This is a genomic window from Desulfovibrio fairfieldensis (genome assembly GCF_001553605.1).
Taxonomy (GTDB): domain Bacteria; phylum Desulfobacterota; class Desulfovibrionia; order Desulfovibrionales; family Desulfovibrionaceae; genus Desulfovibrio; species Desulfovibrio fairfieldensis.
The window spans coordinates 1,550,030-1,573,985 of sequence record NZ_CP014229.1; the positions used below are offsets into that span (position 1 = coordinate 1,550,030).

Annotated in this window: 26 protein-coding genes; 4 read left to right on the forward strand and 22 right to left on the reverse strand. The window is 62.7% G+C overall.

Going from position 1 to position 23,956, the window contains the following annotated elements:
- Positions 1-11: 11 nt before the first annotated feature.
- From AXF13_RS06570 to AXF13_RS06580, 4 genes are all read left to right on the forward strand, one after another.
- Positions 12-2,453: a Lon protease family protein gene (locus tag AXF13_RS06570; protein WP_062252114.1), complete on the forward strand. Its 2,442-nt coding sequence runs from the start codon at positions 12-14 to the stop codon at positions 2,451-2,453.
- 99 nt (positions 2,454-2,552) lie between these two features.
- A complete protein-coding gene (locus AXF13_RS06575) occupies positions 2,553-3,128 on the forward strand; it encodes a TetR/AcrR family transcriptional regulator (RefSeq protein WP_062254762.1) in 576 nt (191 codons plus the stop codon).
- Positions 3,129-3,356: 228 nt separating this feature from the next.
- Entirely contained in the window at positions 3,357-3,479 is a 123-nt protein-coding gene (locus tag AXF13_RS17380; RefSeq protein WP_009301553.1) for a hypothetical protein, read from the forward strand.
- A gap of 2 nt (positions 3,480-3,481) precedes the next feature.
- Positions 3,482-4,927, forward strand: coding sequence for a sodium:solute symporter family protein (locus AXF13_RS06580; RefSeq protein ID WP_062252115.1), 1,446 nt, complete (start codon positions 3,482-3,484; stop codon positions 4,925-4,927).
- A gap of 259 nt (positions 4,928-5,186) precedes the next feature.
- Here AXF13_RS06580 and AXF13_RS06585 read toward each other — a convergent pair whose 3' ends face one another.
- From AXF13_RS06585 to AXF13_RS06690, 22 genes are all read right to left on the reverse strand, one after another.
- Positions 5,187-5,372: a hypothetical protein gene (locus tag AXF13_RS06585; protein ID WP_062252116.1), complete on the reverse strand. Its 186-nt coding sequence runs from the start codon at positions 5,370-5,372 to the stop codon at positions 5,187-5,189.
- Between the two features lie 53 nt (positions 5,373-5,425).
- Positions 5,426-6,166, reverse strand: a complete 741-nt coding sequence (locus tag AXF13_RS06590; protein WP_062252117.1) for a DNA-methyltransferase — start codon at positions 6,164-6,166, stop codon at positions 5,426-5,428.
- A 66-nt stretch (positions 6,167-6,232) separates the two neighbouring features.
- Positions 6,233-7,087 carry a DNA cytosine methyltransferase gene (locus AXF13_RS15850; protein WP_150116085.1) on the reverse strand — a complete coding sequence of 285 codons (855 nt, stop codon included), beginning with the start codon at positions 7,085-7,087 and terminating at the stop codon, positions 6,233-6,235.
- A 3-nt stretch (positions 7,088-7,090) separates the two neighbouring features.
- Positions 7,091-7,258: a Com family DNA-binding transcriptional regulator gene (locus AXF13_RS17445; protein WP_083521981.1), complete on the reverse strand. Its 168-nt coding sequence runs from the start codon at positions 7,256-7,258 to the stop codon at positions 7,091-7,093.
- A gap of 181 nt (positions 7,259-7,439) precedes the next feature.
- Complete coding sequence (locus tag AXF13_RS06605; RefSeq protein ID WP_062252120.1) at positions 7,440-8,498, reverse strand: tyrosine-type recombinase/integrase; 1,059 nt, start codon at positions 8,496-8,498, stop codon at positions 7,440-7,442.
- A gap of 80 nt (positions 8,499-8,578) precedes the next feature.
- A complete protein-coding gene (locus AXF13_RS06610) occupies positions 8,579-9,181 on the reverse strand; it encodes a hypothetical protein (protein ID WP_062252121.1) in 603 nt (200 codons plus the stop codon).
- A gap of 1,637 nt (positions 9,182-10,818) precedes the next feature.
- The gene (locus tag AXF13_RS17035) at positions 10,819-11,685 is read right to left on the reverse strand and encodes a hypothetical protein (protein ID WP_190276383.1); all 867 of its coding nucleotides are present in this window, start codon (positions 11,683-11,685) and stop codon (positions 10,819-10,821) included.
- Positions 11,686-11,698: 13 nt separating this feature from the next.
- Positions 11,699-12,307 carry a YmfQ family protein gene (locus AXF13_RS06620; protein WP_223299993.1) on the reverse strand — a complete coding sequence of 203 codons (609 nt, stop codon included), beginning with the start codon at positions 12,305-12,307 and terminating at the stop codon, positions 11,699-11,701.
- Positions 12,300-13,307, reverse strand: coding sequence for a baseplate J/gp47 family protein (locus AXF13_RS06625; protein ID WP_223299994.1), 1,008 nt, complete (start codon positions 13,305-13,307; stop codon positions 12,300-12,302). Before AXF13_RS06625 ends, AXF13_RS06620 begins: the two co-directional genes overlap by 8 nt.
- Before the next feature lie 112 nt (positions 13,308-13,419).
- Entirely contained in the window at positions 13,420-13,911 is a 492-nt protein-coding gene (locus AXF13_RS06630) for a phage GP46 family protein (protein WP_062252125.1), read from the reverse strand.
- A complete protein-coding gene (locus AXF13_RS06635; RefSeq protein ID WP_062252126.1) occupies positions 13,908-14,543 on the reverse strand; it encodes a phage baseplate assembly protein V in 636 nt (211 codons plus the stop codon). The genes AXF13_RS06630 and AXF13_RS06635 overlap by 4 nt, the downstream gene beginning before the upstream one ends.
- Positions 14,540-15,616 carry a phage baseplate assembly protein gene (locus tag AXF13_RS06640; RefSeq protein ID WP_062252127.1) on the reverse strand — a complete coding sequence of 359 codons (1,077 nt, stop codon included), beginning with the start codon at positions 15,614-15,616 and terminating at the stop codon, positions 14,540-14,542. The genes AXF13_RS06635 and AXF13_RS06640 overlap by 4 nt, the downstream gene beginning before the upstream one ends.
- The gene (locus tag AXF13_RS06645) at positions 15,609-16,835 is read right to left on the reverse strand and encodes a DNA circularization protein (RefSeq protein ID WP_062252128.1); all 1,227 of its coding nucleotides are present in this window, start codon (positions 16,833-16,835) and stop codon (positions 15,609-15,611) included. The genes AXF13_RS06640 and AXF13_RS06645 overlap by 8 nt, the downstream gene beginning before the upstream one ends.
- A 1-nt stretch (position 16,836) precedes the next feature.
- A complete protein-coding gene (locus tag AXF13_RS06650; RefSeq protein WP_062252129.1) occupies positions 16,837-18,834 on the reverse strand; it encodes a phage tail tape measure protein in 1,998 nt (665 codons plus the stop codon).
- Between the two features lie 63 nt (positions 18,835-18,897).
- Positions 18,898-19,392, reverse strand: a complete 495-nt coding sequence (locus AXF13_RS06655; RefSeq protein WP_062252130.1) for a phage tail assembly protein — start codon at positions 19,390-19,392, stop codon at positions 18,898-18,900.
- 10 nt (positions 19,393-19,402) lie between these two features.
- Positions 19,403-19,756 carry a phage tail tube protein gene (locus tag AXF13_RS06660; protein ID WP_062252131.1) on the reverse strand — a complete coding sequence of 118 codons (354 nt, stop codon included), beginning with the start codon at positions 19,754-19,756 and terminating at the stop codon, positions 19,403-19,405.
- Positions 19,757-19,765: 9 nt separating this feature from the next.
- Positions 19,766-21,241, reverse strand: a complete 1,476-nt coding sequence (locus tag AXF13_RS06665) for a phage tail sheath subtilisin-like domain-containing protein (protein WP_062252132.1) — start codon at positions 21,239-21,241, stop codon at positions 19,766-19,768.
- A 3-nt stretch (positions 21,242-21,244) separates the two neighbouring features.
- Positions 21,245-21,511 carry a DUF2635 domain-containing protein gene (locus AXF13_RS06670; RefSeq protein WP_062252133.1) on the reverse strand — a complete coding sequence of 89 codons (267 nt, stop codon included), beginning with the start codon at positions 21,509-21,511 and terminating at the stop codon, positions 21,245-21,247.
- Positions 21,504-22,061 (reverse strand): phage protein Gp37, encoded by a 558-nt coding sequence (locus tag AXF13_RS06675; RefSeq protein ID WP_062252134.1) that lies wholly within the window; start codon positions 22,059-22,061, stop codon positions 21,504-21,506. Before AXF13_RS06675 ends, AXF13_RS06670 begins: the two co-directional genes overlap by 8 nt.
- Positions 22,058-22,588 carry a phage virion morphogenesis protein gene (locus AXF13_RS06680; protein WP_062252135.1) on the reverse strand — a complete coding sequence of 177 codons (531 nt, stop codon included), beginning with the start codon at positions 22,586-22,588 and terminating at the stop codon, positions 22,058-22,060. Before AXF13_RS06680 ends, AXF13_RS06675 begins: the two co-directional genes overlap by 4 nt.
- Positions 22,588-23,004 (reverse strand): gp436 family protein, encoded by a 417-nt coding sequence (locus AXF13_RS06685; RefSeq protein ID WP_062252136.1) that lies wholly within the window; start codon positions 23,002-23,004, stop codon positions 22,588-22,590. Before AXF13_RS06685 ends, AXF13_RS06680 begins: the two co-directional genes overlap by 1 nt.
- An 11-nt stretch (positions 23,005-23,015) precedes the next feature.
- Positions 23,016-23,954 (reverse strand): hypothetical protein, encoded by a 939-nt coding sequence (locus AXF13_RS06690; RefSeq protein ID WP_062252137.1) that lies wholly within the window; start codon positions 23,952-23,954, stop codon positions 23,016-23,018.
- Positions 23,955-23,956 lie beyond the last annotated feature (2 nt).

The window sequence follows — 23,956 nt, forward strand, 5'->3', positions numbered from 1 at the left end:
ACTATATATTTATGCCAAGCATCACACCTCTGCCCACCACCCGGCTGCATGCCACGTTTGATCCGGCCCGCATTCCCTGGGAGGACAGCCGGGCCATTCCGCTGCCGCGCAACGGCAACAGCCGCAAGAATCCCTTCCAGCCACGGGCTATGCAGGCTCTGGACTTGGCCCTGCAAATCCGCACAGCCGGTTACAACATCTATCTTTCCGGCGAAGCGGACCTCGGCCGCAGCTATATGCTGCTTTCCTATCTGCGGCCCCAGGCGCGCAAGGCTCCTACGCCGCCGGATCTGGTATATGTGCAGAACTTCGCGGACCCGGACCGTCCCAGCCTGCTGGCCCTGCCCGCCGGACAAGGTAAAAAGTTCAAGCAATCCCTGAAAGAAACGCTGGAAAACGTCGGCAAAGAGCTGGCCCGGCGTTTTGAGGCCACAACCTACGTCAAGCAGCGGGCCAAGCTGGTGGACCAGTTCCAGAACGTGCGCATCGGTCTTCTGCACAAGATGAACTCGGTGGCCGTGCATAAAGGTTTCAATCTGGACATGGACGAAAACGGCGGCCTGACCCTCTACCCTCTGGTGGAAGGCAAGCGCCTGAGCGAAGAGGAGTTCGAGCGCCTGGACAATACGGTGCGCCTCAACCTCAAGCGTCGTGGCGACAGTCTGGTGCAGGCCATGGCCGGTTTCATGCGCCAACTGAACAAGGCCGAGGAATCCTTTCACGACGATGAACGCGACCTGGAACGCCAAGCCATGGCCCAGGTGCTGGACGCCCTGCTCACTCCGGCGCAACAGCGCATCCTGAAGGCCTGCCCCGTGCCGGGGCTGGCGGACTATTTCGCGGCCCTGCGCGAAGATATCCTCAAAAACACCGAATCCTTTCTGCCGCGCGACGGCATGCCGGGACAGCCCGGCGGCGAAGGGCACGCCCTGCCGCCCATGGAAAACATTTTCTACCGCTACGAAGTCAACCTGCTGGTGGACAACAGCGGGCAGAACGGCGCGCCCATTGTGGTGGAGGACCACCCCACGGCGATCAATCTGCTGGGCTGCGTGGAACGTGAGTCGGAAATGGGCGCGCTGGTCACGGACTTCACCCTGATCAAGGCGGGCAGCCTGCACAAGGCCAACGGCGGCTTCCTGGTCCTGCACATTGAGGACCTTCTCCAGCATCCCAATGCCTGGGAAGGCCTGTTGCGCGCGCTGCGCTCCAATCAGGCGCGCATTGAGGACACCGGCGACACGCCGGATACGGCCATCCGCACCAAGGGCATCACTCCTGAACCCCTGGCGCTCGATCTCAAGGTGGTGCTGATCGGCGGCGAAGAACTTTACGAAACCCTGCTGGTCAATGACGACCGCTTTGCCAAGCTCTTCCGCATCAAGGCCCACATGGCCGACGTGACTGAGCGCAACGCCGAGAATATCCGTATTTATCTGAGCCAGATCGCCAGGATCATCGAGGAAAACAAGCTGCGGCCCTTTGACCGCACGGCTCTGGCCTGGCTGGTGGATCTGGGCTCGCATCTCTGCGAGGACCAGCGCCGCCTTTCACTTAAATTCCCCCTGTTACGCGAGCTGATGATCGAAGCGGCGGCCTTGGCCGAGATGCGCCAGTTGCCTCTGGTCAGCGCCGCCATTCTGGAAGAAGCCTATGCCGCGCGTACCTATCGCGCCAATCTGGTGGAAGAAATCTTCATGGAGGAATACGACCGCGAGATGATCAAGGTGCGTACCTCCGGCTCGGCCGTGGGGCAGGTCAACGGGCTTTCGGTCACCTGGCACGGCGACTTTGAATTCGGCCTGCCGCACCGTATTTCCTGCACAGTGGGCGTGGGGCACGAAGGCATCATCGACCTGGAGCGCGAGGCGGAACTGGGCGGCCCCATTCATACCAAGGCCATGATGATTCTGAAAAGCTATCTCACGGACCTTTTCGCCCGTAAAAAACCGCTGGTGCTTTCCGGTTCGCTCTATTTTGAACAGAGTTACGCCGGCATTGAAGGCGATTCGGCCTCGGGCGCGGAACTGGTGGCCCTGCTCTCGGCCCTGGCCGACGTGCCGGTGCGCCTGGATCTGGCCTTTACCGGCGCGGTGAGCCATTCCGGCCAGATCATGGCCGTGGGCGGAGTAACCCGCAAAATCGAGGGCTTTTACAAGGTTTGCGCCCGGCACGGGCTTACTGGCTCGCAGGGCGTCATCATCCCCCGCGACAATGTGGACCATTTGATGCTTGCGCCGGACGTGCTGACGGCGGTGGAGAAAAAACAGTTTGCCATTTATCCGGTACGCCGCATTGAAGAAGCGCTGACCTTGCTCACCGGCCTGCCCGCCGGACGGCGACGCAAAAGCGGCGGTTTTACGTCGGGCAGTCTGTATGATCTGGCGGACAGACGTCTGGAACGCCTGGGGGGATATGCGCAAAATGCCTTCCGCAGGCCCCGCAAAAGTTGAAAATCGGTTCTTTTATTGACTTTGCCGTTCCCAGGCGGTAATGGTTTTCGGCCCTGACAATACTTCAGCCCGGCCTTGTACCAGCGCCACGAAATGAATATGAACAAAAGCAAAAAAGAAGCATTGCTCCAGGCGGCCAAGGAGCTTTTCGGCGAATGCGGCTATGTGGAAACCACATTCAAGAAAATCTCCGACCGGGCTGGCGTGGCTCTGGGCCTTCTGACCCATCATTACGGAAATAAAGAAAAACTGTTTCTGGCCTCCGGGCTGGATGTGCTGGAGCACTTCCTGACCAAACTGCGCGAGGCCACCGCTGACGCGGATTCCGGTTTTGACGCCGTGATGCACTTCTGCAAAGCTTATCTTGATTTTTCCATCGATAAAAACTCCAACTGGCTGGTTCTGGTGCGCTGCTCGCCCTACAGCGACATGAAGACCAAGACCGACCGCGACCTGATGGACTCCATGTTCTCACAGGTCCATCAGTTGCTGGAAACACTCATCGCGCGCGGCATCAATGACGGCAGCCTGGCCAGGGTGGACAGCAGGGCCACGGCCCAGGTAATCATTTCGCTGATGGTCGGGGCCAACCGTACTCAGGTGCTGACCCCGTACGCCCTGCCCTCACTGTACAGCGACGTGCTGGACTTTGTGGCCCGCTCCATCAAAGCCTGATCTTTTCCGGCGTATTCCACTGCGGGGGCATTGACAGCCCGCCCGGCGGAGGATAAGGGTACAGTCATGAATGCAGCCACGACGTTTCGATTTTTTCGATATTACGTCGCCAGAGTCAATCACTGACCCCGGTTCGGATGCGTCGCCGTTTTTTCAGACAGCATGCAAAGATGGTATATACCGCCGACCAATGGGGCCGGCGGTTTTTTTATGCCTGAAGGAGGCTCCATGGATACTCTCTCCACGCTTTTGCTGGCCGATACCGCCGTGTGCATAGCCATTCTCTCTCTGGCCGGGTCGTTGCTGCTGGCCCTGGTCGGCCTGGGCCGCCAGGTCCGCCGCCGGAGCTGACCATGCTGCTTGATGCCCTGATATGGATCGCCTACATCGCTGTTTTTGTCTGGCTGGCCCGCAAAGGCCAAGGGCATGACGCCCTGACTTCGGGTCGCGTGGGCTTCGGCATTCAGGCCTTTGCCTACGTGGCGACCTACATTTCTGCCGTGGCTCTGGTGGGCTTCGGCGGTCTGGCCTATGCCTACGGCCTGCAAATGCTCCTGGTGGCCGCAGGCAACGTCTGGCTGGGCACCTGGATCGTATACCGTTTTCTGGCCTGGCCCACCCGGGTCTGCCAGCGCAACCTCCAGGCCCGCACTCCCACCCAGCTCCTGGCAAAAGGGCACAAAAGCCCGTTTCTGGGCAAAGCGCTGGCTCTGCTCCTCGCGGTCTTTCTGGGCGTCTATGCTTCGGCGGTCATCAAGGGCGCGGCCCTGTTGCTGGCCCAGATTCTGCCGCTGCCGCTCTGGTCCCTGATCTGGCTGGTGGCCCTGCTGGTGGGCTTCGCCGTCTTTGTGGGCGGGCTGCGCGGCGTGCTCTACACCGAAGCCATGCAAGGCCTTGTTATGCTGCTGGGCATCTGCATGCTGGTCTGGGCCGTGTTCAGTAAAGTAGGCGGCCCCATCCAGGGCATTGCCGATCTGGCCCAGCTGGCTCCCACGGCCCAGGCCAATGAAGGGTTCCTGGCCCTGTCCAGCGGCGAACAAGGCTGGTTCATCATTTCCCTGGTGGTGGTGACCTCCATTGCCGTCTGGGCCCAGCCGCAGATGATCCAGCGCCATTTCGCCCTGAATTCGGCGAAGCAGGTCAACAAAATCACGCCTCTGGCCATGCTGGTGCTTACCGTGCTGGTGGGCGGAGCCTACTTCGTGGCCTCGCTTTCCCGCCTGATCCTGCCGGAAGTGGCCTCGCCGGATGACGTGATGCCCACTCTGGTCAAAATGCTGCTGCCCAACGTGGGCCTGCAGATTTTTGTGCTGGCTATTGTCTCGGCCTCGCTTTCCACGGCCACGGCCATCTTTCATATCGCCGTCTCGGCCATTGCCGAGGATCTGCCGGGGCGCAAGGCCTCGCGCTCCATGTGGCTGCTGGGTATCGCCTTCTGCGTGCTGCTGTCCGGGGGCTGCGCCCAGATCAAGGGCCAGCTCATCGCCCTGCTCTGCACCACCAGCTGGAGCATCGTGGGCGCCACTGTTCTGGTGGCCTACGTGGCCCTGGTGCGCTTCGGCAAGCGCAGCTCCCTGGCTGCCTGGATAAGCTGCGTGGCGGGCTTCACCAGCTGCATGCTCTGGTATCTGCTGGCGCACAAAAGTTTCGCGCTGACCCCCCTGCTCTGGGAACAGGCCGCGCTGATTCCGCCTTTCTTTGTGGGTTTCGCCTTCTCCCTGGCCGGCTGGCTGCTGGGCTGGGCCCTGGACAGAGAAGGCCGCAAGGCCTCATCTTTCTGGCCCGCGGCAAGCGCCTGAGCATGCACGCCGATAAAACCCGGCCTCTCGTTTTGATCAAACTGAAGCGCGGCGCGAAAACTCGCCCCCCAGCGGCGTAATAACTCACGGACTATAGCGTTGCACGGGGCGCAACAAAATTGCAAAGGCGGAGTTTTTACTCCGCCTTTTTATCATGCCCGCTTACGCCCCTCACTATGTAAATCAAATCGGTGAATGCCGCAAAAAGGCGGGGCCGAAGCCCCGCCCGTGATGGTATAGCTCTGTCGCCCGGCTGTGATCAGCGGCAGCCGATCCAGTGGCCGTCCTTGTCATATCCGCGCGACGCCAACTCCTCTTCGAGCAGTGCTCTGGCGTCCACCTCGCCATTGACCACCGCCAGCAGGAACGCCTTGCTCAGAAGCTGAATGCCGCCGTAGTCCTTATCCATGCTCAGGCCCAAGGCCGGATCGACTGTCTTGTACATGGTATAACCTCCGTGACATCAGACATGGCGTACTCAAGGATGAATATCCACTCTTATCCGCGTTCGGAGTGCAGAGTTTCCAGCCGCGCCCGGCTGATCTCAAAATACTCCCGCGACAACTCCACGCCGACATAGCCGCGGCCTGTCCTGATACACCCCTCGCCCACGCTGCCGCCGCCCATGAACGGATCAAGGATGGTTGCGCCCGGCGCTGTCACGGCCAGCAAGTCCTCAATCAGCGTCACCGGCTTACTGGTCAGGTGGAGCTTCCGCGCCGCGATCACCGGGCAGGAGAACACCCCTGGCAGGCAGACCCGTGTATGGGCGATAAAACGCCCCTTGGTGGCAAAAACCACATATTCACACTGTTGTCGAAATTTGCCGATTTGCGGCCGGGTGCTCCGTTTGTCCCAAGCCACGATGCCGCGCCAGGCCCAGCCCGCCGCCTGCACGGCATCCGTCAGGGCCGGGAGTTGTCGCCAGTCGGTAAACACCATGAGTGGCGCGCCGTCCTGGGCGATACGCCAGCACTCCGAAAGCCAGAGCGTGGACCACAAGGTCCAGCTCCGCTGATCCTTGTTATCGCCCAGCATGGGCGGATACTGACGCTTTGTGCCGCTCTGTTGATATTTCTGCGCCGGGTCCGCTTGGCGGGCCGACATGGACTGTCCGCCGCTGGAATACGGCGGATCAGTCAGCACCGCGTCCACACTGGCGTCCGTCAGGGTCGTGAGAACGCGCAAGGCATCCCCGTGAAACAGAGTAACGTTGCCCGATGAAAAATCCATAACCATGCCTCTGCTCCAAAACGGCCGTCCGGCGGCTCGGAGCAGGGGCGCGTGGCCCTCAGTATGTTTGGATTACGGCCTGGGCGGCACGGGCAGGCCCTCGGCCTGAAGGATGCAGGCCGCGACGGCATAGGACTGCCGCGGGGTTATGCCGTTGCCCAGAGCTTTGAGGCGCGGCACCCATGCCCGCGCTGTGGCCGTATCTACCCGGCCGATTTTATGGGCGTGACCAGGCTGGGGCCGTCCGGTTCCGTCCAGCCCGCAGAGACGCCCATCATCCACTCGATAAAGGACGGGGCCGGGATAGACTTCCAGGGCGGACGCTTTTCGCGCCCGGTCAATCCGCAGGCCCAGCCAAGCAAAAAGCTGCGGAGATTGGTTGACGTTTCCCAGGTTTCCCTGGAGCGGAGACAGCAACCGATGCCCTCCGTCAGACAGGCGACCGTGGGGGTAGGCAACAATGAATACCCGCTCCCGATGGTGCGGGGCACCAAGGGCGGCTGCGGGCAGCACTTCCCATTCCGCATCGTACCCGAGCGCGGCCAGATCCCGCAGGACGATCTCAATACCGCGGGAGAGCAGGCCCCGCACGTTTTCAATGATGACGTAACGGGGCCGGATTTCCCCGATAATCCGCGCATACTCATACCACAAACCGCTCCTTGTCCCTTGCTTGATACCCGCGCGGCCGCCCGCGCTGCTGACGTCCTGACATGGAAAACCACCGCACAACACGTCCACCGGCGGCAGATCTGTTCCTTTGAGGCCGGACACGTCATTATATATGAGGGTGTCCGGCCAGTGCCTGGCGAGGATGGCCCGGCAGAACGGGTCGATCTCGCAAAACCATTGATGTTCAAAGCCCGCCCAGGTGAGGCCCAGGTCACACAGACCGGCCCCGCTGAACAGACTGCCTACTTTCAGCAAGCATTACTCCGTGGCAGGCCGTCCGGCGGCTCGGAGTCGGGGCGCTCGGCCCTCACGATGGTGAAAGCCCCGCAGCGGGGGGCATTTGAATTCCATTTCTCTGGCCTGGCCTTTGGCCAGGAGTTTGCCGCAATGGCAACATCTGATTTCTTCGCGCTTGTCCTTTTGCATGGTATGTAATTGTGTTGCGCCCCATGCAACGGCCTGCTAGCGTGTTTACGCCCTCTCGTCAGGGTAAACAGCAGGCGGTTACTCTGCGGATGGTGGTGTGTTTTTCCATCCGTGGGGCCGTGGTCCGGCTTCCCCAGCCGGGCCGGTGGGGGCGGCTTCAACGCCCCCGCCTCTGCCAAAACTACTCCAGCCCCAGCGACGGGGCCGCGTTTACCGCCTTGCGACGCTGCTTGGCGCTGGTATGGCGATAAAATCTCACAATCATTTTTTCATCGCTGTGCCCCATGACCTCGGCCACGCATTTAAGGTCCGCATCATGATCCAGAGCCCGGCTGGCGAAAGCGTGGCGCAGGTCATAGGGCCGGATGCGCCGCTCAATGCCCGCCCGGCGCAGGGTATTGTGCCAAGCTCGGCTGATACTGCGCACGGGGCGTCCTCTGTAGTGGATGACCCATGGACAGCCTAGGGCAGCGTCCTCCGCTTCCCAGCGCCGCAGCAGGCGCAGAACATCCTGCCGCAAGGGCACCTCACGGGCCTCGGCCCGTGCGCCCTTGGCCGCATTAGGCATGCGTAGCACGGCTCCGCGCGTATCGATATCCGTCCAGCGGAGCCGAAAAAGCTCACTGGGGCCGATACGCGCGCCGGTGGCCATGCCCAGGGCGATCACCCGCTGCACATGCGGCGCGGCCGTCGCATAAAGCATCCGAGCTTCACGGGCCGTGGGCGGGTCCGGTGTCTGCGGCGCGGGGCTGGCCAGTTGCAGGCCCGCCAGTGGATTGGTGGGCAGCAAGCCCCAGCGGGCCGCCCAGTGATAGGCGGCCCGGACGATGCCCATGCGGCGGCAGGCTGTGCTTTTGCTCACGCCGCGCTGCTGCTGCAACGTGAGAAACGCCCCCACGTCCTCCAAAGTCAGACAGTGGGCCTTGCGCTGGCCGTAGATGTCCGCAAACAGCCGCAGATGATACGCGCTGGCGGCCCTAGTGGACGGATTGCCCAGGCTGCCCAGATAACGATCCAGCATATCCGCAATCGTGGGACTCGCCGGGCGGCCCTGGGCTCTCCGCCGCCGCACGGCCTTGATGATGGCCCGCTCCCGCTCATAGAGCGATGCCTGGGCATCCTCAAAAGCGCGGGCCTCGGCCTCGGCCGCAAAAGCCCGCTGGCGAGGCCTGCCGCTCCACGGCTCGCGGTATTTGACCACCCAGGGCTTGCGTTTGTACTTCAGGCACACAACAGGCATGACAACCTCCTTTTGTGTGCCTTATCGGTCAAATCTCTATGTGGTTGTCAAAGAGCGGTCCGGCCGGGCCTGATTACGGACTACACCGCATAGCTGACCTCAACGTCGGCCAGGGCGGCGGTGGAATCGGCTGCGGCCACGGCGGCCAGCAGTTCGTCGCGGCGGGCCGTGTGCAGAGCCAGCAGCGTATCCGGTCCGTCCGGGTCGATACTGGCCAGCGAGGCTGCGGCCACGGCGACCTCGGCGGAGGACGGCGCGGACGTGGGCATGGTCAGGCTGGCCACAATGGCCGCGTCGCAAGCCGCCGTGATCTCGCGCTCCTTTTCGGCCTTGAGGACGGACAGCGGTTTTTCCGGGCGTTCCGTCACGGCCCCCTCGGGCAGCGGGCCGAGTTCCTCAGTGTAACGCGGAGGACTTTGCCAGTCGTCGCCTTCTGCGGGCTGCCAATAGGGCGTGCCGCCGATTTTGGTGCCCTTTTCGTCCATGTGCTGGCGGTGATCCTCCACTACCTCCCAAGCGCTGCCCGTCCAGCAGGCCGCGTGTCCGGTCGGGATATCGGTAGGCGGGGCCACGGGCGTGGCCCCAGCGCAGATGGTCAGCTCTTTGCCGCCTACAACCTGGGCGGGCCGGGAGCCGGTCAGAGCGCCGGTGCGCAAATCGAACGTGTACATAGTGGTGCTCATAGTATCTCCTTGGATGGTTGAGGGTTATTGTTTTGCACTTCGCCTTTCCGAGCTTGGGTGCTGGGCGGGGACGGAAGTGCGGGCGTGTGGGAAGCACATCAGACCGAAGCCCTTTGTGCGCGGGTTGGCTATTTCAATAATTTTGACGGCGTATATATGCGTACTGTTAGCGCACCGTTTATTGCCAACCTTTGGAATGGCAATAATCAGAGCTGGAGCACTGTTGAACAGCCGCAGTACCCTTCGCCTGTGTCATCAAAGGTTGATCCGCTTGGTTCTGGTATAACCGTTCCACCCAACATCTGGCAGCCCATCATCCTCTACCTCGGGCGGCCCAGGTAGATAATCACCGGCTGCCAGATATGGGGAGGCACATTCATGGGGCCAGTGGGGACGGCATTGGAAAAAGCAAACTTGGGCAATAAATAGTTGCCCGGTGACACACTACCCGAAGAGGCAACGACAGTCGTCTTCGAGGTGTCCGTCTTCCAAAGCCCGTCTCCATAAAAGTTATATCCTGCACTACCCGGCATAGGGAGCACAGCGAAGTGGCCTTCAGCATTCCGTATCTCATCTCTTCCCCACGCGCCCGCCGTCCCATCGACTCCCAGCGCCCAATTTCGGAAAGGCCGAGGGCCGGGGCATAACCGGAGGAAACACTATACAATTTTCAAAGAGCTTCCGCCTTTCCGAAATTGGACGCTCGGGACAGGTAGAGAGGCCGGGAGCTGGGGCCGGGATGAGGTCAGAAATATCCGAGGAGCAATCCCCCCGTATGACCCCGGAGGGCTTCCCGCAGGCATAGAGAGAGGGGCCTTTTGCCAAGTTGAGGGAGGCGGGAATGTACCTACCGGAGCTAGCGGACAGCGTTTCTACCATGTATTGGATATTTCCTGTGTCGTCCCTACCGGCCCGCAAAACGTGCCCCAGCACGTGTGGCAACCCGTAGTCATTTACCTCGGACGGCCCAAGTAGATGATAACCGGCTGTGCGATATTGACAGGGCGTGTTTCACTTTCGCCAAACATGCCTGTTGTTCGGGTTTGCGTATATTGCAGCACAGCTGAATAACTGCCACTGGCTCCCCCATATTGAGTCTGGTGCCCGACGTACTCGTGGGCATGTGATTTAAGAGTATCCTCTTGCCAGCTCCCGGCCTCTCTACCTGTCCCGAGCGTCCAATTTCGGAAAGGCCGGGGGCCAGCAGAGAAACCATTTAACCCTATGGAGTTTTCAAAGAGCCGTGCGCGTTTCCGAAATTGGGTGCTCGGGGCCGATAGAAGCGCGGGGGCTTGGGGCCGGGACGAGATCCGCAATATCACCGGGGCAATCGGGAAGGAAATACGTGATGACACAACCAATCTCGGAGTTTTTTCTAAATCCAAAGCCAGTAGCATAACGGGGATGACTCTGGTCACATCTGGGAGTGGTACCGCCGCAGCCCTATCTCACTCCGTCTCAACATTTGCCACATCCAACATGATCCCACCGGCCCCGCGAACGTCCCCAGCATATCTGGCAGCCCATCATCATTTATTTGGGCCGCCCGAGGTAGAGGATTATGGGAATATTAACACTGGGCGGCATGATCGTGGTAGATGCGCCGTAGAGCCTATTTGCGCTAGAGGCTAAAAATTTTAGTCTCCAAGTTGTGTATGAGCCTGATGCATAAGCTGGGACGGGGCCTGATAGTTGCGTTCCTTTTGCGAATACGCCTGAGAGTTCCCGTTGAAAATAGCGCCGCATCCTGCTTGGGATACATACTCACCGGTGAGCTCCGGCAACCCCGGCGCATTATAACTGCCCGCCGTCCCATCGACTCCCAGCGCCCAATTTCGGAAAAACTGGCCGCCGTGCAAAGGAAGATATAATCCCGTGGGGTTAGCGCTGTTCGGGCGATACTTGCCGAGGTTGGCCGCCTGCTCTTCAGTATCGGCATCCCAAGGCATAACAAGGCCGGTAAACCCGCCTTGCTCATAGACCTCGCCGAACTCCGGCCAGTCGTCGAACTCGATGAAGGAGCCGTCCGACCAGGCGTGGTCGTCGGGCAGTACTGTGGAGCGATGGAACTTGGGCGCGCCGATGGAAAGTTTATTCAAGAATTCGGCTCTCTCAATCCTGGCGTCCGCCGCTTGGTTGACGGACAGCACGCCGTTTTTGTCCACGGTGAGCGAGGTCCCGTCAGGTTTAATGATGCCCGCCCTGGCCGCTGTGGCCAACAGAACAGACAACACGCCTTTTGCATCCACCGTGCAGGTTTTATCGTCTGGGCTCATGATGCCGGGCGTGCCTACTTTCGCCAGGGGCACCTTGACGCCGATGATTTTGATGATGGCCTGCAAGAGTTGGGTCAAATCGTTATCGCTGGGCGTAAGCCCGGCTTCCTGAATGACCTTCACAACTTCGCGCTGGGGAGATTCCACGGCTTTCGCCGGTACAACAGACCCCAGGATGCCATGTTCCGGATTGCCGTCGGTATAGGAGGCATTTTCCGCCTCGCCCAAGGGGGTGTGTATTTCATGCAATTTTCCCCGTTGATTGTTCTTCGTATCCGATAATGACCACCACATGCGCCGGGGCGTAAAGGCGGATCAGGCACTCCAGATCCTCGCGCCGCGCGAAGTCCAGCAGACGCTCTCCGCAGACCGATTGACCACAACGAAAGCGGGTGACGCGCTGTCCCTTGACGACCACTGACCAGCAAAACCGCACGTCGTACGGGCCGTTGAGACGGTCGCCGCAACGTGAAATTCCGCTAATAAAGGGTTTGTACTCCGTGCTCTCGATTTCCAGGTCCAGCAGGGCGGCAAGATTTTTGTAAAAAGCGGCTGTCTGGCCGCCCATGCCGGTGAGCTGGGCCACCACTGCGGCGCGCCGGGCTTGAAGTGAACTGTCCCAGGATATGGGGCAGTCTCCGGGCAGGCCGCAGACCCGTTCCCAGTCCGGCAAAAGCTCGATTGCCTGGCGTGGATCGGACTCGCGCGTCAAATCATCCGCGCGGGAGTCGATACGGGCCGGCTCCTGGGCCAGGGCGTCCAGCAAGCGGCCCCAGACGCTTTCCGGATCAGCGGGCAGCGCCCGGCCCGGCGGCTGCAGGGCGAAAAACTGCTCAAGATAGTCAGACATCATCGCCCCAGCTGATTATGCCCGGCACCGCCATTTCCCCCACCGGCAGCTGAATGTTGGCCGCCGGACTCAGCAGGGTGTGGTCCTCCTCACCGTCCGCCAAGCTGATGGCCTCGTTAAGGTGGGAGGTGACAACTAGGCCGCCGGGTTCAGCCTCGCGGCGTAGCTGCGCCCAGGCGGCCTCCTCCACGGTCACGCGCACGCGGGGCGTGTCCGGGCTGATGCGTAAATCAAGGTCAATGGGATGAGACACCGGGGCCACCACGTAGACGTCTGCCGTCACCGGCCTTACGGAGTCGATAAAGGCTTTGACCCGCGCCACGTCGTCGGCATGGGGGATGCCGTCCGCATACGTATTATCCATGACAAAGCGCACAGTGACGCTGCCCCGGCCCATTTCGCCGGGATAGCACCAGGCGCGGGTGACGCCGGGCACGGACAGCGCCCAGGTTATATAATCACGCGCGGCCCCGCCGCTGGGCTGGTTGCGGATGCGATCCAGCAGGCGAGCGCGCAGAGAGGTTTCACTCTCTTCCTCCGCGCCGCCGGTTATCTCGCCGTCCGCCGCTCCCTGGGCTTCCAGCCCCAGAATCGGCGAGGTGAGTTGCAGGGGGGTGCTCGCAGCGGCATTGCCGGTGATACCCGGCTCCACCGCCTCAACGGCCACGCGCACACGCCCGTCCCGCGCTACAGCATCGGCCAATGCGATGTAGCGCACGCCGTCCGGTCGCTGCATTTCGGTTCCGGAGGGCAGCACTGTGCCGTCAATACCCGGAAACGCTGCATAGCTCTGTGCTTTCGTGGCGGGTTTACATCCCTCCTCCAGCCAGATGGAGGCCCAGCGCTCCAGGTGCTCCCCCTCCGCCGTGTCCGGCATGAGCTGCAGAGCCAGCCAGTCCAGATAGCCATAGATACCATGAGACACGCCGCCTTCCATGCGGGCCAGAACGGCCAACAGGCGACGACGCAGCCAGGGAGAGCCCCCCAGACGGGAATCCATATCAGCTTGGGCGCGCTCAATAAGAGTAGGAAGATCGGGACGATTAAAAGGCATGTCTGGAACATGCCCCAGGCGGGAGTGAGAATCTTTTGGGGATTCTCACAAAAAAGGTCTATATATAATGATACTGAAAATCCTGCCTGTACTCGCTCCCGTCCGGCAGGACAATACGGATATCCAGGGCCAGCCAACCTTGACGGGGAACGGACGCCGCAACGCTGACAGCCGTAGCCTCGCCGTCCTCCACCAGCCATTGCAGGGCTTCCTCGGCGTAATCTTTGGCCCGGCGCAGCACATCCGGCAACTGTTTTTCGCGCGCCAAGAGCCAGAGCCGTGAGCCCAGACGGTCACGCCGGGCCTGGCCGTCCTCACGCCGGTTAAGGCCCGTGGCGGCCAGAGGCGCAATGGTATCCGCCCACCAGCCACGTTTATTGCCCGTGCCGTCGGGAATTACGTCATCATCGCGGGCGCAGGCGTCGCAAAACAGGGAGAGGATCACAGCGGTTTCCAGGCTGTTCTCGCCCAGCAGATCGCCGCCGTCCATCCGGCAATCAGAGGCCAGGTCCTGCCAATAGAGCCGCAGATCATTAGTATCGGCGCTCATTGCGGCGCTCCGGTGCTCCCGCCCTGGCAGCCGGGGTGCGTGTGTCCAGTCTGGCTGATGCCGCCCGCCACTTGGTCACCGGTGGAGGTGATGGACCCGTTCTGAGTCGTGTTACCCGTGATGGCCATATTCGCGGAGATGGCAGCGGCACAGCCTCCTGTACCGCCCAACTGATAGGAAGGCGTCTGATAGGCCACGCCGCCGCTGGCCTTGACTGTATAAGTTTTGGTTTCCATCGCTATGTCTTCCTCGGCCTTGACCAGCAAGTGCAGGGTTTCCACCTCCATATGCCGGTCCCGCTTGAGCGTGATCTTATCGCCCTCGTCGGTAAAAATGCAGACTTCGCCGCTTTTCAGGCCCGTGACCCGCACGCTCCGGTTGCCGAAATTGAGGCCCACGGCGGCCCCGCGCTGACCGGCCACATTAAGGATAACGCCCTCGGCCCCGGCGGGCGGATTGGAAGTAAAGCCGTAAGGCTCCATGTGTTCCACATCCACCTGGGGCTCGTCGGCCAGAATGGTCACTTGCAGAGTCTGGCAGCCCGGCGCGGCATTGACGGCCGCCAGCACAGCTCTGCTGACCAGGGTGGCGATACGGCGGCGGATCGGATCAAGCAGGCGATTCAGGTTCATTCGTGCAATCCTGGCCAGCTCGCCGTGCTTTTGCCCTTGCCCTTTTTCCCCTTGGGGGCAATGGGAATCAGGTCATAGGCCTCGCGCGGGTTCAGGGTCAGCTCGGTGATGCAGCCGCCGTCATCCATGCGCCATGTCACTTCTGTGATCAACCAGGTGGCCAGCACGCGGCCCTTGTCTCCCAGAATGTCCACCAGACAGTTGGGTTGCCAGAGCTCGCCGGGTTTGGCGTACCAGCCGCAAACCCGCGCCCGGCCGGAATGCCCCTTGCCGTAGCGGATATTGACCTCATGCTGGGCTCGGGTGGCGGCTGACCCGTATTCCTCTTGCTCGGCCACTAGGGTCAGCGGCCGGTAGCGCGGCACGGCCGGATCGCGGGCTACGCCCTTGGCCTGGGCGTTGGGGGACGCGTTCCAGCCGGTGCTGCCCGCGCTCTGGCCCTTGACCGTGACTTCCGAAAACCGGTCTTTCATGCTGGACTGGAGCGACAGATAGAGCAGATTGCCGCCCATTTGCAGGCCCGCCCCGGCTTTTTGCGCACCGGCGCGGGTGATGACCAAGCGGCCCTCGCCGTCGCTGGTCAGCATAACGGCATTGGCGCGTGCCAGTTTTTCCAGCATGTCAAAGCAGGTGTCGCCCTCATCCGTCTTGAAAGACGGCACCGGCTTGTTGCACGAGGCGGCTACCACCACCTCGATGCCGAATAGCGCGGCCCAGCGCCGGGCCAGATCAGGCAGAGCGGCGGCCTTGAGTTGCGTGGACGGCGGGCAGCAGTCCACCAGGTCGGCCGTTTTGTCCCGGCCGGACACGCGGTAGCTGTGTGAGCGGGCGTCCCAGGCCGTTTCCACATCGTCTGCATAGCCGGTGATCACCGGCGCGCCGTCAATCAATACGCGGCAGGGAGCACCGGCGGCTATGGGGCGCGGATCATCCTGTCCAGGCCAACGGTCGGTGACGTCCATGCTGAAGGTGCCGGCGCATTGCTCCAAGCCGCGCGTAACCTCGGCAGAGGTCCAGCCACCGTAGCGCTGGCCGTCCACTTCCAGGCGGATGTCCGGGCGATCTTCACTCACTGAGCACCTCCAGAGAGGTATTACCGGGCACGCGACCCGGATGACGAATGTGGTTACGGGATACGATCTCGTCGGCGCGACCGGCGTCGCCGTGCAAGCGGTAAGCCGCCGCCAAAGCGGGCATGGTGGTCGGCAGCACGGCCCGGCGCACACGGGGCAACTCGCCGCCGCGTGTGGACAGGTCGCAGGCCACGGCCAGACGCAGGCCGGACAAGCCGAAAAAGACCTGATCTGCCACCAGGGGGGCCACGGCGTCCAGGCCGTCCAGGACCACATTGCGCGTGGCCAGGGCGTCGTCCGCCGTGTCAAAGGTCATGGAGGCGGTGGCCGCCGCGTCCTCCACTACGGCGATCTGGGCCAGGTGTCGCCTGATGGCCGTGGCCGGAGCGATGGCGGTCACAGGATTGACGGCCGTGAGCTTTTCCAGGGCCGCCGTGTTCCGGGCGGGTACGGCCGGGCGCGCACCGTAACTGAAATATCCGTATTCATCCCGGCCGCCGCCCAGAATGTTGAGGTCAAAGCCCAGGGTCAGGGCAGATGCCGCGTCCAGACTGCCCAGCAGACCGCCGAACAGGCCGGTCAGGGCGTTAAACAGGGAAAGCGGCGTGGCGATCAGGCTCGCTGCAAAGACAAGGCCCTCGGAGATCAGGGCCTGGGGCAAGGAAAGATAATCCATGACCAGCGCCGCGCCGTCATTGAGGGCCGTAAGGCATTGCGCCAACTCTTGGGGCAGGGGCAGATAAGCGAAAGAAAAGCTCGCACTCAGCGAATCCCGGCAGGCGGCCGCGCCGGAGGCCACAATGGCCGCCGTATCGGTTGTGGCGCTGGGATTATCCCGCTGGCCGGACTCCACAAAGTCAATGTCGAACTCGCAGCAGCCGCCCTCGCGCGTGGTTTCGCGCAAGGAGTAGCGGTCCACGGCCACGGTCATTTCCCCCAACCAGGGGTGGATCAGCGTGCCGGAGCCATAGGCATTGAGCGCCTTGCGCAAATCGTCGCGGGCCTGGGCATAGTCGTATTTGCGGCCCCGGATGATGAAAGCCTGGATGCGCCATTCCCCGGCCTTGCGCCCCAGATCCTCGGCAAAGGGCAGATCCCGCAGCGGATACTCATGCCGGGCCAGGCGGCGGCCGCCGGATTCGTCGGCGTCTTCCACCTCAAAGGGCGCACCCCGGAAACTGGCCTCGCGCAGGGTGTCAAAAAAGGATGCACCGCGCAACTCAACGCCCTCCCAAGAGTTTGCCGTGGGAAGCGCCGCTGTACAAGTTGACCTCTCCCGCCCCCCGCGCAATGGTGGCCGTGGCGTTGCCCAGCACGTTGACGTCAACGCCTATGCCCTTGGCGGCTGTCTGCTGCAGCAGGGCGGCCGCCTGTTGCATTTGTAGCGCGGCCTGGGCCATGACGTCCGCCGAGGGCTGCTTTTCCTTGCCCGTGAACCAGTCGGCGGCGCTGGAAAACCAGCCTTTGGCCGTGTCCGCGATAGTCTGGCCCAGCGTAGACCCGGCGATGCCGCCCACAATGCCGCCCAACGCGCCGCCGATAGCCGTGCCTAGTCCCGGCACAATGGCTGTGCCGATGGCCGCGCCCACCTTGGCCCCTAGCGCGCCGCCAGCCCAGCCGCCCAGCGCCTGGCCACCGGCATCGGCAATGGCCCCGGCTTTGTCGCCGACGCTGGCCTGATCGTCGGAAAGGATCTGATAGCCCTCATAGGCGGCATAGGCCGCCGAGGCCATACCGCCCGCGCGGCCCGCAAAGCGGCTCCAGCGGCCGCCGCGAACTTTGCCTCCTTTCCTCTTTTTCCCCGCGCCGCCCGCGTCGGGCACAATGCCGCCGTCCTTGCCCAGCATGGCGTCGCGGGTCAGGCTCATCTGCTTGTTGACCACATAGACCGGCAAGGGCAACTTGAGACCGGCCAGCCCCCCGGAAAGTCCGCCCGCCGCGCTGTTTATGGCCGCCCCTGCGCCTCCTGCTTTCTTCCCCCCGGAAAACCAGCCACGCACGGTCATACCGGCGTTGATCAGCTTATAGGCGGCCACCGCGCCGCCCAGGGTTATGGCCAGCTTGCCCGCTCTGTCCAGGGCGGTTTCCAGCCTGCCCGGTTCAATAGCGTTCAGGGCGTCGGCCACTTTCTGGATCGGCCCGGACAGATTGGAATCCGCGAATTTGCCCCAGGTGGTTTTGAGGCTCTGCAGGGCGGCATTGGCGGTGGCGGCGGCACGGGCCGAATCGCGCTGCACGGTGGTCCCGTCGCCCTCAATGCGCATCAACTCCTGCAGCTTGTCGATCCCCACTTTGTCCATGATCGCGTTGAAGGCCCTGATGGCCTCGGCATCAAATACGTCGGAAAGATTGATGCGGCTGTTGCCTGCGGCCTTGAGGATTTCCACCATCAGCTCATTGGCCGCGCGCAGGCTGCCGTCTTTGTTGAAGAGCTTTACGCCCTGCTTTTCCAGAAACTGGACCTTTTTGCGGTCACTGAAAGTGCGCAGCATGGCTTCCCAGGCCGTGGTGGCCTGTTCGGATGATCCGGTGGACATGCGGATCATCTGCAACACTGCTCCCATTTCCTTCATGGCCCGTGGACCGCTACGGCCCAGAGCCGTGTAGGACGTGACTACACGCGGACCAAGCGAGGCCAGATCCTTGAGCGTGAACGCCCCGGCCTTGCCCTGGGCAATGAGCACGTCCACGCTGGCCAGAGCGTCCTTGGCGCTCATACCCTGTTTCTGAAACTCGGCGAAAATGTCGCCGATGGCCGCGCCGTCCGCGCCGCTGGCCTGGATAGCCAGGCCGATATTGCGGATATTCTCCTGGGCGAATTTAAGGTCGCCCGTCTTTTCCATGACGGAATCCACGGCGGCCAGGATCTGGGACGGGTCCACGCGGATGTCCGGCGCATTGGCCGCGTCCAGAATGGAATTGTGCAGTCCTTTGATTATCTCATCACTGGCGTCCGCCGTGATGCCCAGGCGCGTGAGCTGCTCCTGAATGTTCATGGTGCCGCGCACGGCTATGGCGGCGGCTCCGCCGCCCAGCAGGGCCGTATAACGGTTACCCAGCTTGTCCAGGCCGCGTCCGGCGAGTTGGGCCGCGCTGGAGAGCCCGCGCATGGCGGCCCGGCCGCGACTGGCCAGGCCGCCCAAAGCGGAACCATACTGGCGGGCGCGGGTCTGAATGTTACCGGCCAGGTCGATGATCAGCGAGGTTTTCAGGGCCATTGAACGCCTCTCAGTGCATGGAGAATATGCAGCAAGCGGGACACAGGCAGGGTCAGGGCATCCTTAAACGGCATTCCGGTTTTGCGGGCTGCCGTCGTCGCCAGCAGCAGCATCGTCTCCGCCGCCCGCAGCAGATCGCCCCCTGTCCCGCAATGCCTCCGCCGTTGTAGCGGCTACCGAATCCAGCAATTCCGTACCGGCCTGCAGGGCGGCCAGATCCCGGCCGGAAAGGCGGCTCAATTCCTCCACGCTCAAGGGGCCGTCATAGGATTCGCCGCTTTCGCCTTCCAGGCGGGCAATCTGGCGGCGCAGCGCTTCCCGGCCCATGCGCGCCGGGGACATGACCAGGGAGAGCGCACCGTCCCTGGCGTAGACCAGACGCTCGGCCTCTTCTTGGGCCGCCAGAATGTCACCGGCGTTCAACTGGCGCAGCACGGCGCGCGCATAGCGGGTCCGGCCCAGATCCAGACCGTCGGTGAGAGGCACGTTGACACGCCCGGTATCGGCCAGGATAGCGCCTTCTACAATCCGGGCGTCGGCGACAGTAGTTTTGTCCATAGTCCCTCCCTTACAATCGTTCGCAGCTCATGCCGCTGAATTTGACGGCAATAGTGCCGTCCTTGGCTTCCAGCTTGCCGGGCTCCAGCACAAAGGCGTTGCGCAGTACATAGCGGTCGCCGGTATCGGTTTCAAACAATACGGTGGCGTCGATGATTTTGTTGATGGCCGTTACGTCCGTGTCCTTGGTATGGTAGGCCTTGCACTCCAATTCCGGGGGTACGGTCTCCTCGGTGTAGCCGTGGACCTTGCCGCCCCCGGCCTTGGCCTCGCGCTTGACGCCGCCCACGTCCAGGCTGGCTCCATCCTCACAGCGCCATTCCTGGCCGTCCACTCGGATAATGGCTTTTCCGGTCAGTTGCATTGATTCCTCCTACAAAATGAAACGGGTCTGCATGGCGAAAACGCGGAACTGGTTGACCAGATCCGGCGGAGCCAGCACATCCAGACGATTACGGTCATCCTTGTTGCGCTCCACAATCAGGCCAGACTTGAAGGCTTCCAGATTTTCCAAGAGGCCTTTTTCTTCCATTTCGCCGAGCAGGGCGATGAGTTCCGCACGGATGACCGAGGGTGTCACAATGGCCTGACCCGGCCCATAGCGCGTGCCGTCGTCAGCCAGCTTATGGCGGGAATACTTCTGGAGGATACGGCTGCGCACGGCGTAGCGCCAATAGCCCAGAGTGGCCGGGGTCTGCACGTCCAGGTAGGAGGGATCGGCCATGCCCCAGGAATTTTTCTGGTACATGGTCACTTCGCGTTCGATCTGCACGGTGTCGTCGCTGGCTACCATGAACGTGGCCATGCCGTCATAGAGCAGGATGTTGCGCTCTTCCATGTTCCAGCGGTCCTCGCGGCGCGGGGTTTTGAGGCCGGTCAGTTCCAGGGTCTGCAGGGGGCGGGCCGGATCGTCGGCCAGGGACGTGGCCGCGCGCATGGCATAGGCCGCCGCCGCGTCCCACGGACTGGAAGGCATGGCCCCGATGGCCAGAACGGAGACAAGCTCGGAATTACCGGCGTTACCGTAGGCCGAGGCCTCGGCCAGCGTGCCCCGGAACGCCCCGAACACCTGACATTCCTGCTGGCGCAGGGGGCCGAACTGCGCGTCCAGCCACTCCTCCAGGATATCGCGCTCGGCCTTGCGGAGATACGGGCAGGACATGGCCTTCCACCAGGTATCGCCCAAGGCGGCCACAATGGCGGCCATGTCCGGGTCACCCGCGCCGCCGGACATGGAGCCGCAGGCCACGCGCAGGCCCTGGGGCAGAGCGTCGTCCGTGCCGTAATTGATCTGCAAGTCGATATCGTTGCCCGTGGCTCCTTTCCAGCGGCAGGTCAGCTTGATCACGCCGAGCTGATCCTCAGCCGTTGAGGCGGTCACGGGCAGCTCACCATTTTCATTGATGGTGGCGGCCAAGCGCGCGGCCGTGACCGTGAGGGCCTCCCCGGCCTGGGCCAGGGCGCGCACACGCTCGCCGCCGATATACAGGCTGATGACGCCCGAGGCCGAGCAGGACCCGGAAAGCGTCACATCGCCTCCCGCCGCCACGGCCGCCTCGGGATCGGGCACGGCCAGACCCCAGGTTTCCAGGATGCCGCCCTGGCGTTTCGCGTAGCGAAACATGGACGCGAGCATGGAGCCCTGGCCCCAGAGTTTCGCCGCCTGATCCGCCGAAGTGATCAGCGTGGGCGTGAGCAGCGGGCCTTCACAATCGGCGGCGGCCTGGCCCACGAGCAACAGTCTCCACTCCATGACCGGCGTGCTGGTCAGCGCGCCGGAATTGTCGAATTCCACATAGCAAAGGGGCACACGGATGGAGGACGGGATCTGGTTGAAAGATACGGCCATGCCTTATTCCTCCTTGGCGGCTTGTTTGTTTCGCGCCCCGCCGGAAGTAGCCGGAGCAGTAGCAACGGCTAAAGCATCGTTGCTGTCTTTATCCATAGCTTCCTTCGTCGCAACGGCTAACGCGTCGCCGTCCTTGATCCTGCGCAGCCAGAACACGCGATAGGGGCCGAGGGTGACGGCCGCGCCTTCCGGCGGGATGATTTCGCCCGTGGCCGGATTGCGCAGCAGAACGCCGTCGCGGGTGGGTTTGACGTACATAGTTTCAGGCATTTTCATTCTCCGCGCCCGGCGTAGGGCCGGACAGGTTGATTTCAACGGTGGTCGGCCCGTCGGGCTTTTCCCGCACAAAGCAGCGCAGAAAATCATCCAGCTCCTGGGCCTGAATATTGTTGCTCACATCCGCGGACTGTTTCCAGGTGACGGCCCAGAGCGCCGTGTGCCCGGCGTCCAGCTCGCCGCTGTACAGGTTTTCCGCGCGCACCGACGCGGGCTTGTCCACATCGCAGCCGAAACGGTTACCTTCCAGGACTTCCAGCACCGCGCCGACCAGGGAAAGCGCGCCCTCCTCGGCAAGTTCCCCCTGATTGCCCGTGCCGGTCACCACAAAGGCGGCCAGGCTGAACACGGCATAGGGCGCGCCGCCTTTACTTTCCAGACCGTCCGCGCCCAGCACGGCCACCCGCACGGCGGGAGAGGCCAGACAGAGGCGCTTCAACTCCGCTTCGTCAAGGCGGCCGCCCAGCGCGTCCACATCCGTGACGGGCGGCAGTTTTTCTTTAAAATCGGCCACCACGGCCGCGCGCAAGTCTTTAGGATTCATATATTCACCAACTTTTTGAGCCAGCGCTCGGTCAGATCCGATATCTCCGCTTCATCCTGGACGGAGAGCCCCAGGAAGGGGCGGGCCTGGATTTCGCCGCCCGGATGATTGACCCGGCGGCGCGGTCCCACGCCGGGGACCATCAGGGCTTTTTTGTTGCGCGGTTCGATAACGTGTGGCGGGATCACGGCCCCGAACTGGTGGGCGTCCGCGTATTCCACGTTGGTGCCCACTTCCACGGACGTGGCGTCCACCAGGGGGGCGGCATCCGCGATGGAATCCCGCAGACGGCCCGTCAGGATCAGGGTCTGGCCGCCGAACAGCAGCACTCGCTGGGATTTGGGCCAAGTGGAACCGTCCGGGGCTTTGCTCTGCTGGAAACGGAGTGTAGTGCTTTCCCGCAGGCTACCGCCGATATCCCGCAGCAGCGGTTTATAATCCGCACGGCGCAAGGCCCGCTCCAGGCGGGAGGCCATGCGTTGCAACTCCGCGTCTTCGTATTTCAGGGTCAGGGTCGCGCCGGACATTACAGCTCATCCAGTTTCTGGCGAAAATCCGAGGCCGGAAAACTATAAGCCATGCCGCCGGAGCCTTGGGCCGGAGCCGGGGGCGTGTCCGCCCCCAGGCTCACATCGCCCGCCGCGATGGACTGCAGGAGCGCCCGCGCCTCCCGGCCGCGCCGCTCATAGAGCGACGCCTCGGAAGAGCCGTTGCGCGGCAGGGCCGCCACGGCCAGATCAACGCAGACGCGCCGCAAGACGCTGGGGGCCGGGCTGACGGGCACGGCGTAGCGGGCGGAGAGGGTGATGTCTATCTCGCTGGAGGCTTCCTCCAGAGCGCGGGTTACGGCGGCCTCGTCCAGATCCCCGGCCTCGGTCTTCCCGGCCAGGGCAAACAGCTCTTTGCCGTAACGGTTTCTGACGTCCTCTACAGTGGCGTACATGCTCGGCCCCGCTATGCCGCGATCACGTTCTGGATCAGGCAGCCCGCGTCCTTGGCCAGCACCAGCTCCTTGAGGCTTTCACCGGCGCGCACGCGCACGCCGCCGCGTAGGCCGATATTGCCGTCCGGCGTGGCCCCGGCGATCTGGGTGCCGTAAGGCACGGTGACGCCCCAGGTCACGCCGCGCTGTTCCGTGGCCGCCAGGTCGCGGTAGTGAAACGCCATGTGCGGTCCCCAGACGCGCTCCAGGGTGGGCTCCTTGCCCTTGGGCGCGCGGGAGACGCGGGCCGGGCCGATCAGCAGACTTTGGAGCTCAAAGTGGGCCGTAAATTCCTCGGGCGTGACTTTGGTGCTGCCGAGGCTCCCCTTGATGGCTTTGACCAGTTTGGCGTTGCGGGAGAGCTTGCTCCAGACCAGCCGGGACATGATGCCGATGTTCGGACGGACCAGCGGGGTTTCCAGCATGTCGAAAATCAGGCCTTCGGCGTCGGTCTCGTCATTGTCCACGCCCGAGTCCGCAGCCAATTTTTTGGTATTGGCCGCCGCGTAGTTGGCCGTATTCTGGGCCAGCGCGGCCACGCGGCATTCCCGGTCCAGACGCAGCAGGCCCATAATGTATTCCGTGGACTCGCCCGTGACGTTGCGGCCGTCCTTCGCGCCCTGGTCGACATCATCTTGGGGAATGGGATCTTCCAGACCGTAATCCTCCACGGCGGCGGTTTCTTCGCGGCTGGCCCAGCTCACTTCATTGGGGCGGCCCTTGCGGCCCACGCGGGTGTCCGGCCGGGCATAGGATTCCAGGCCGTAGACCTGATACTTGAACTCGCGCTTGCCCACGGCTTTGACGCGGGGCAGGACCAGGTCGGCAATGAAGTCCGACGGCTGCTGCATGTGAGCAATGGCAATGGCCGTCAGTTCCGGCTGGGTGACAAAAGGTGTGGTTCCGGCCATGA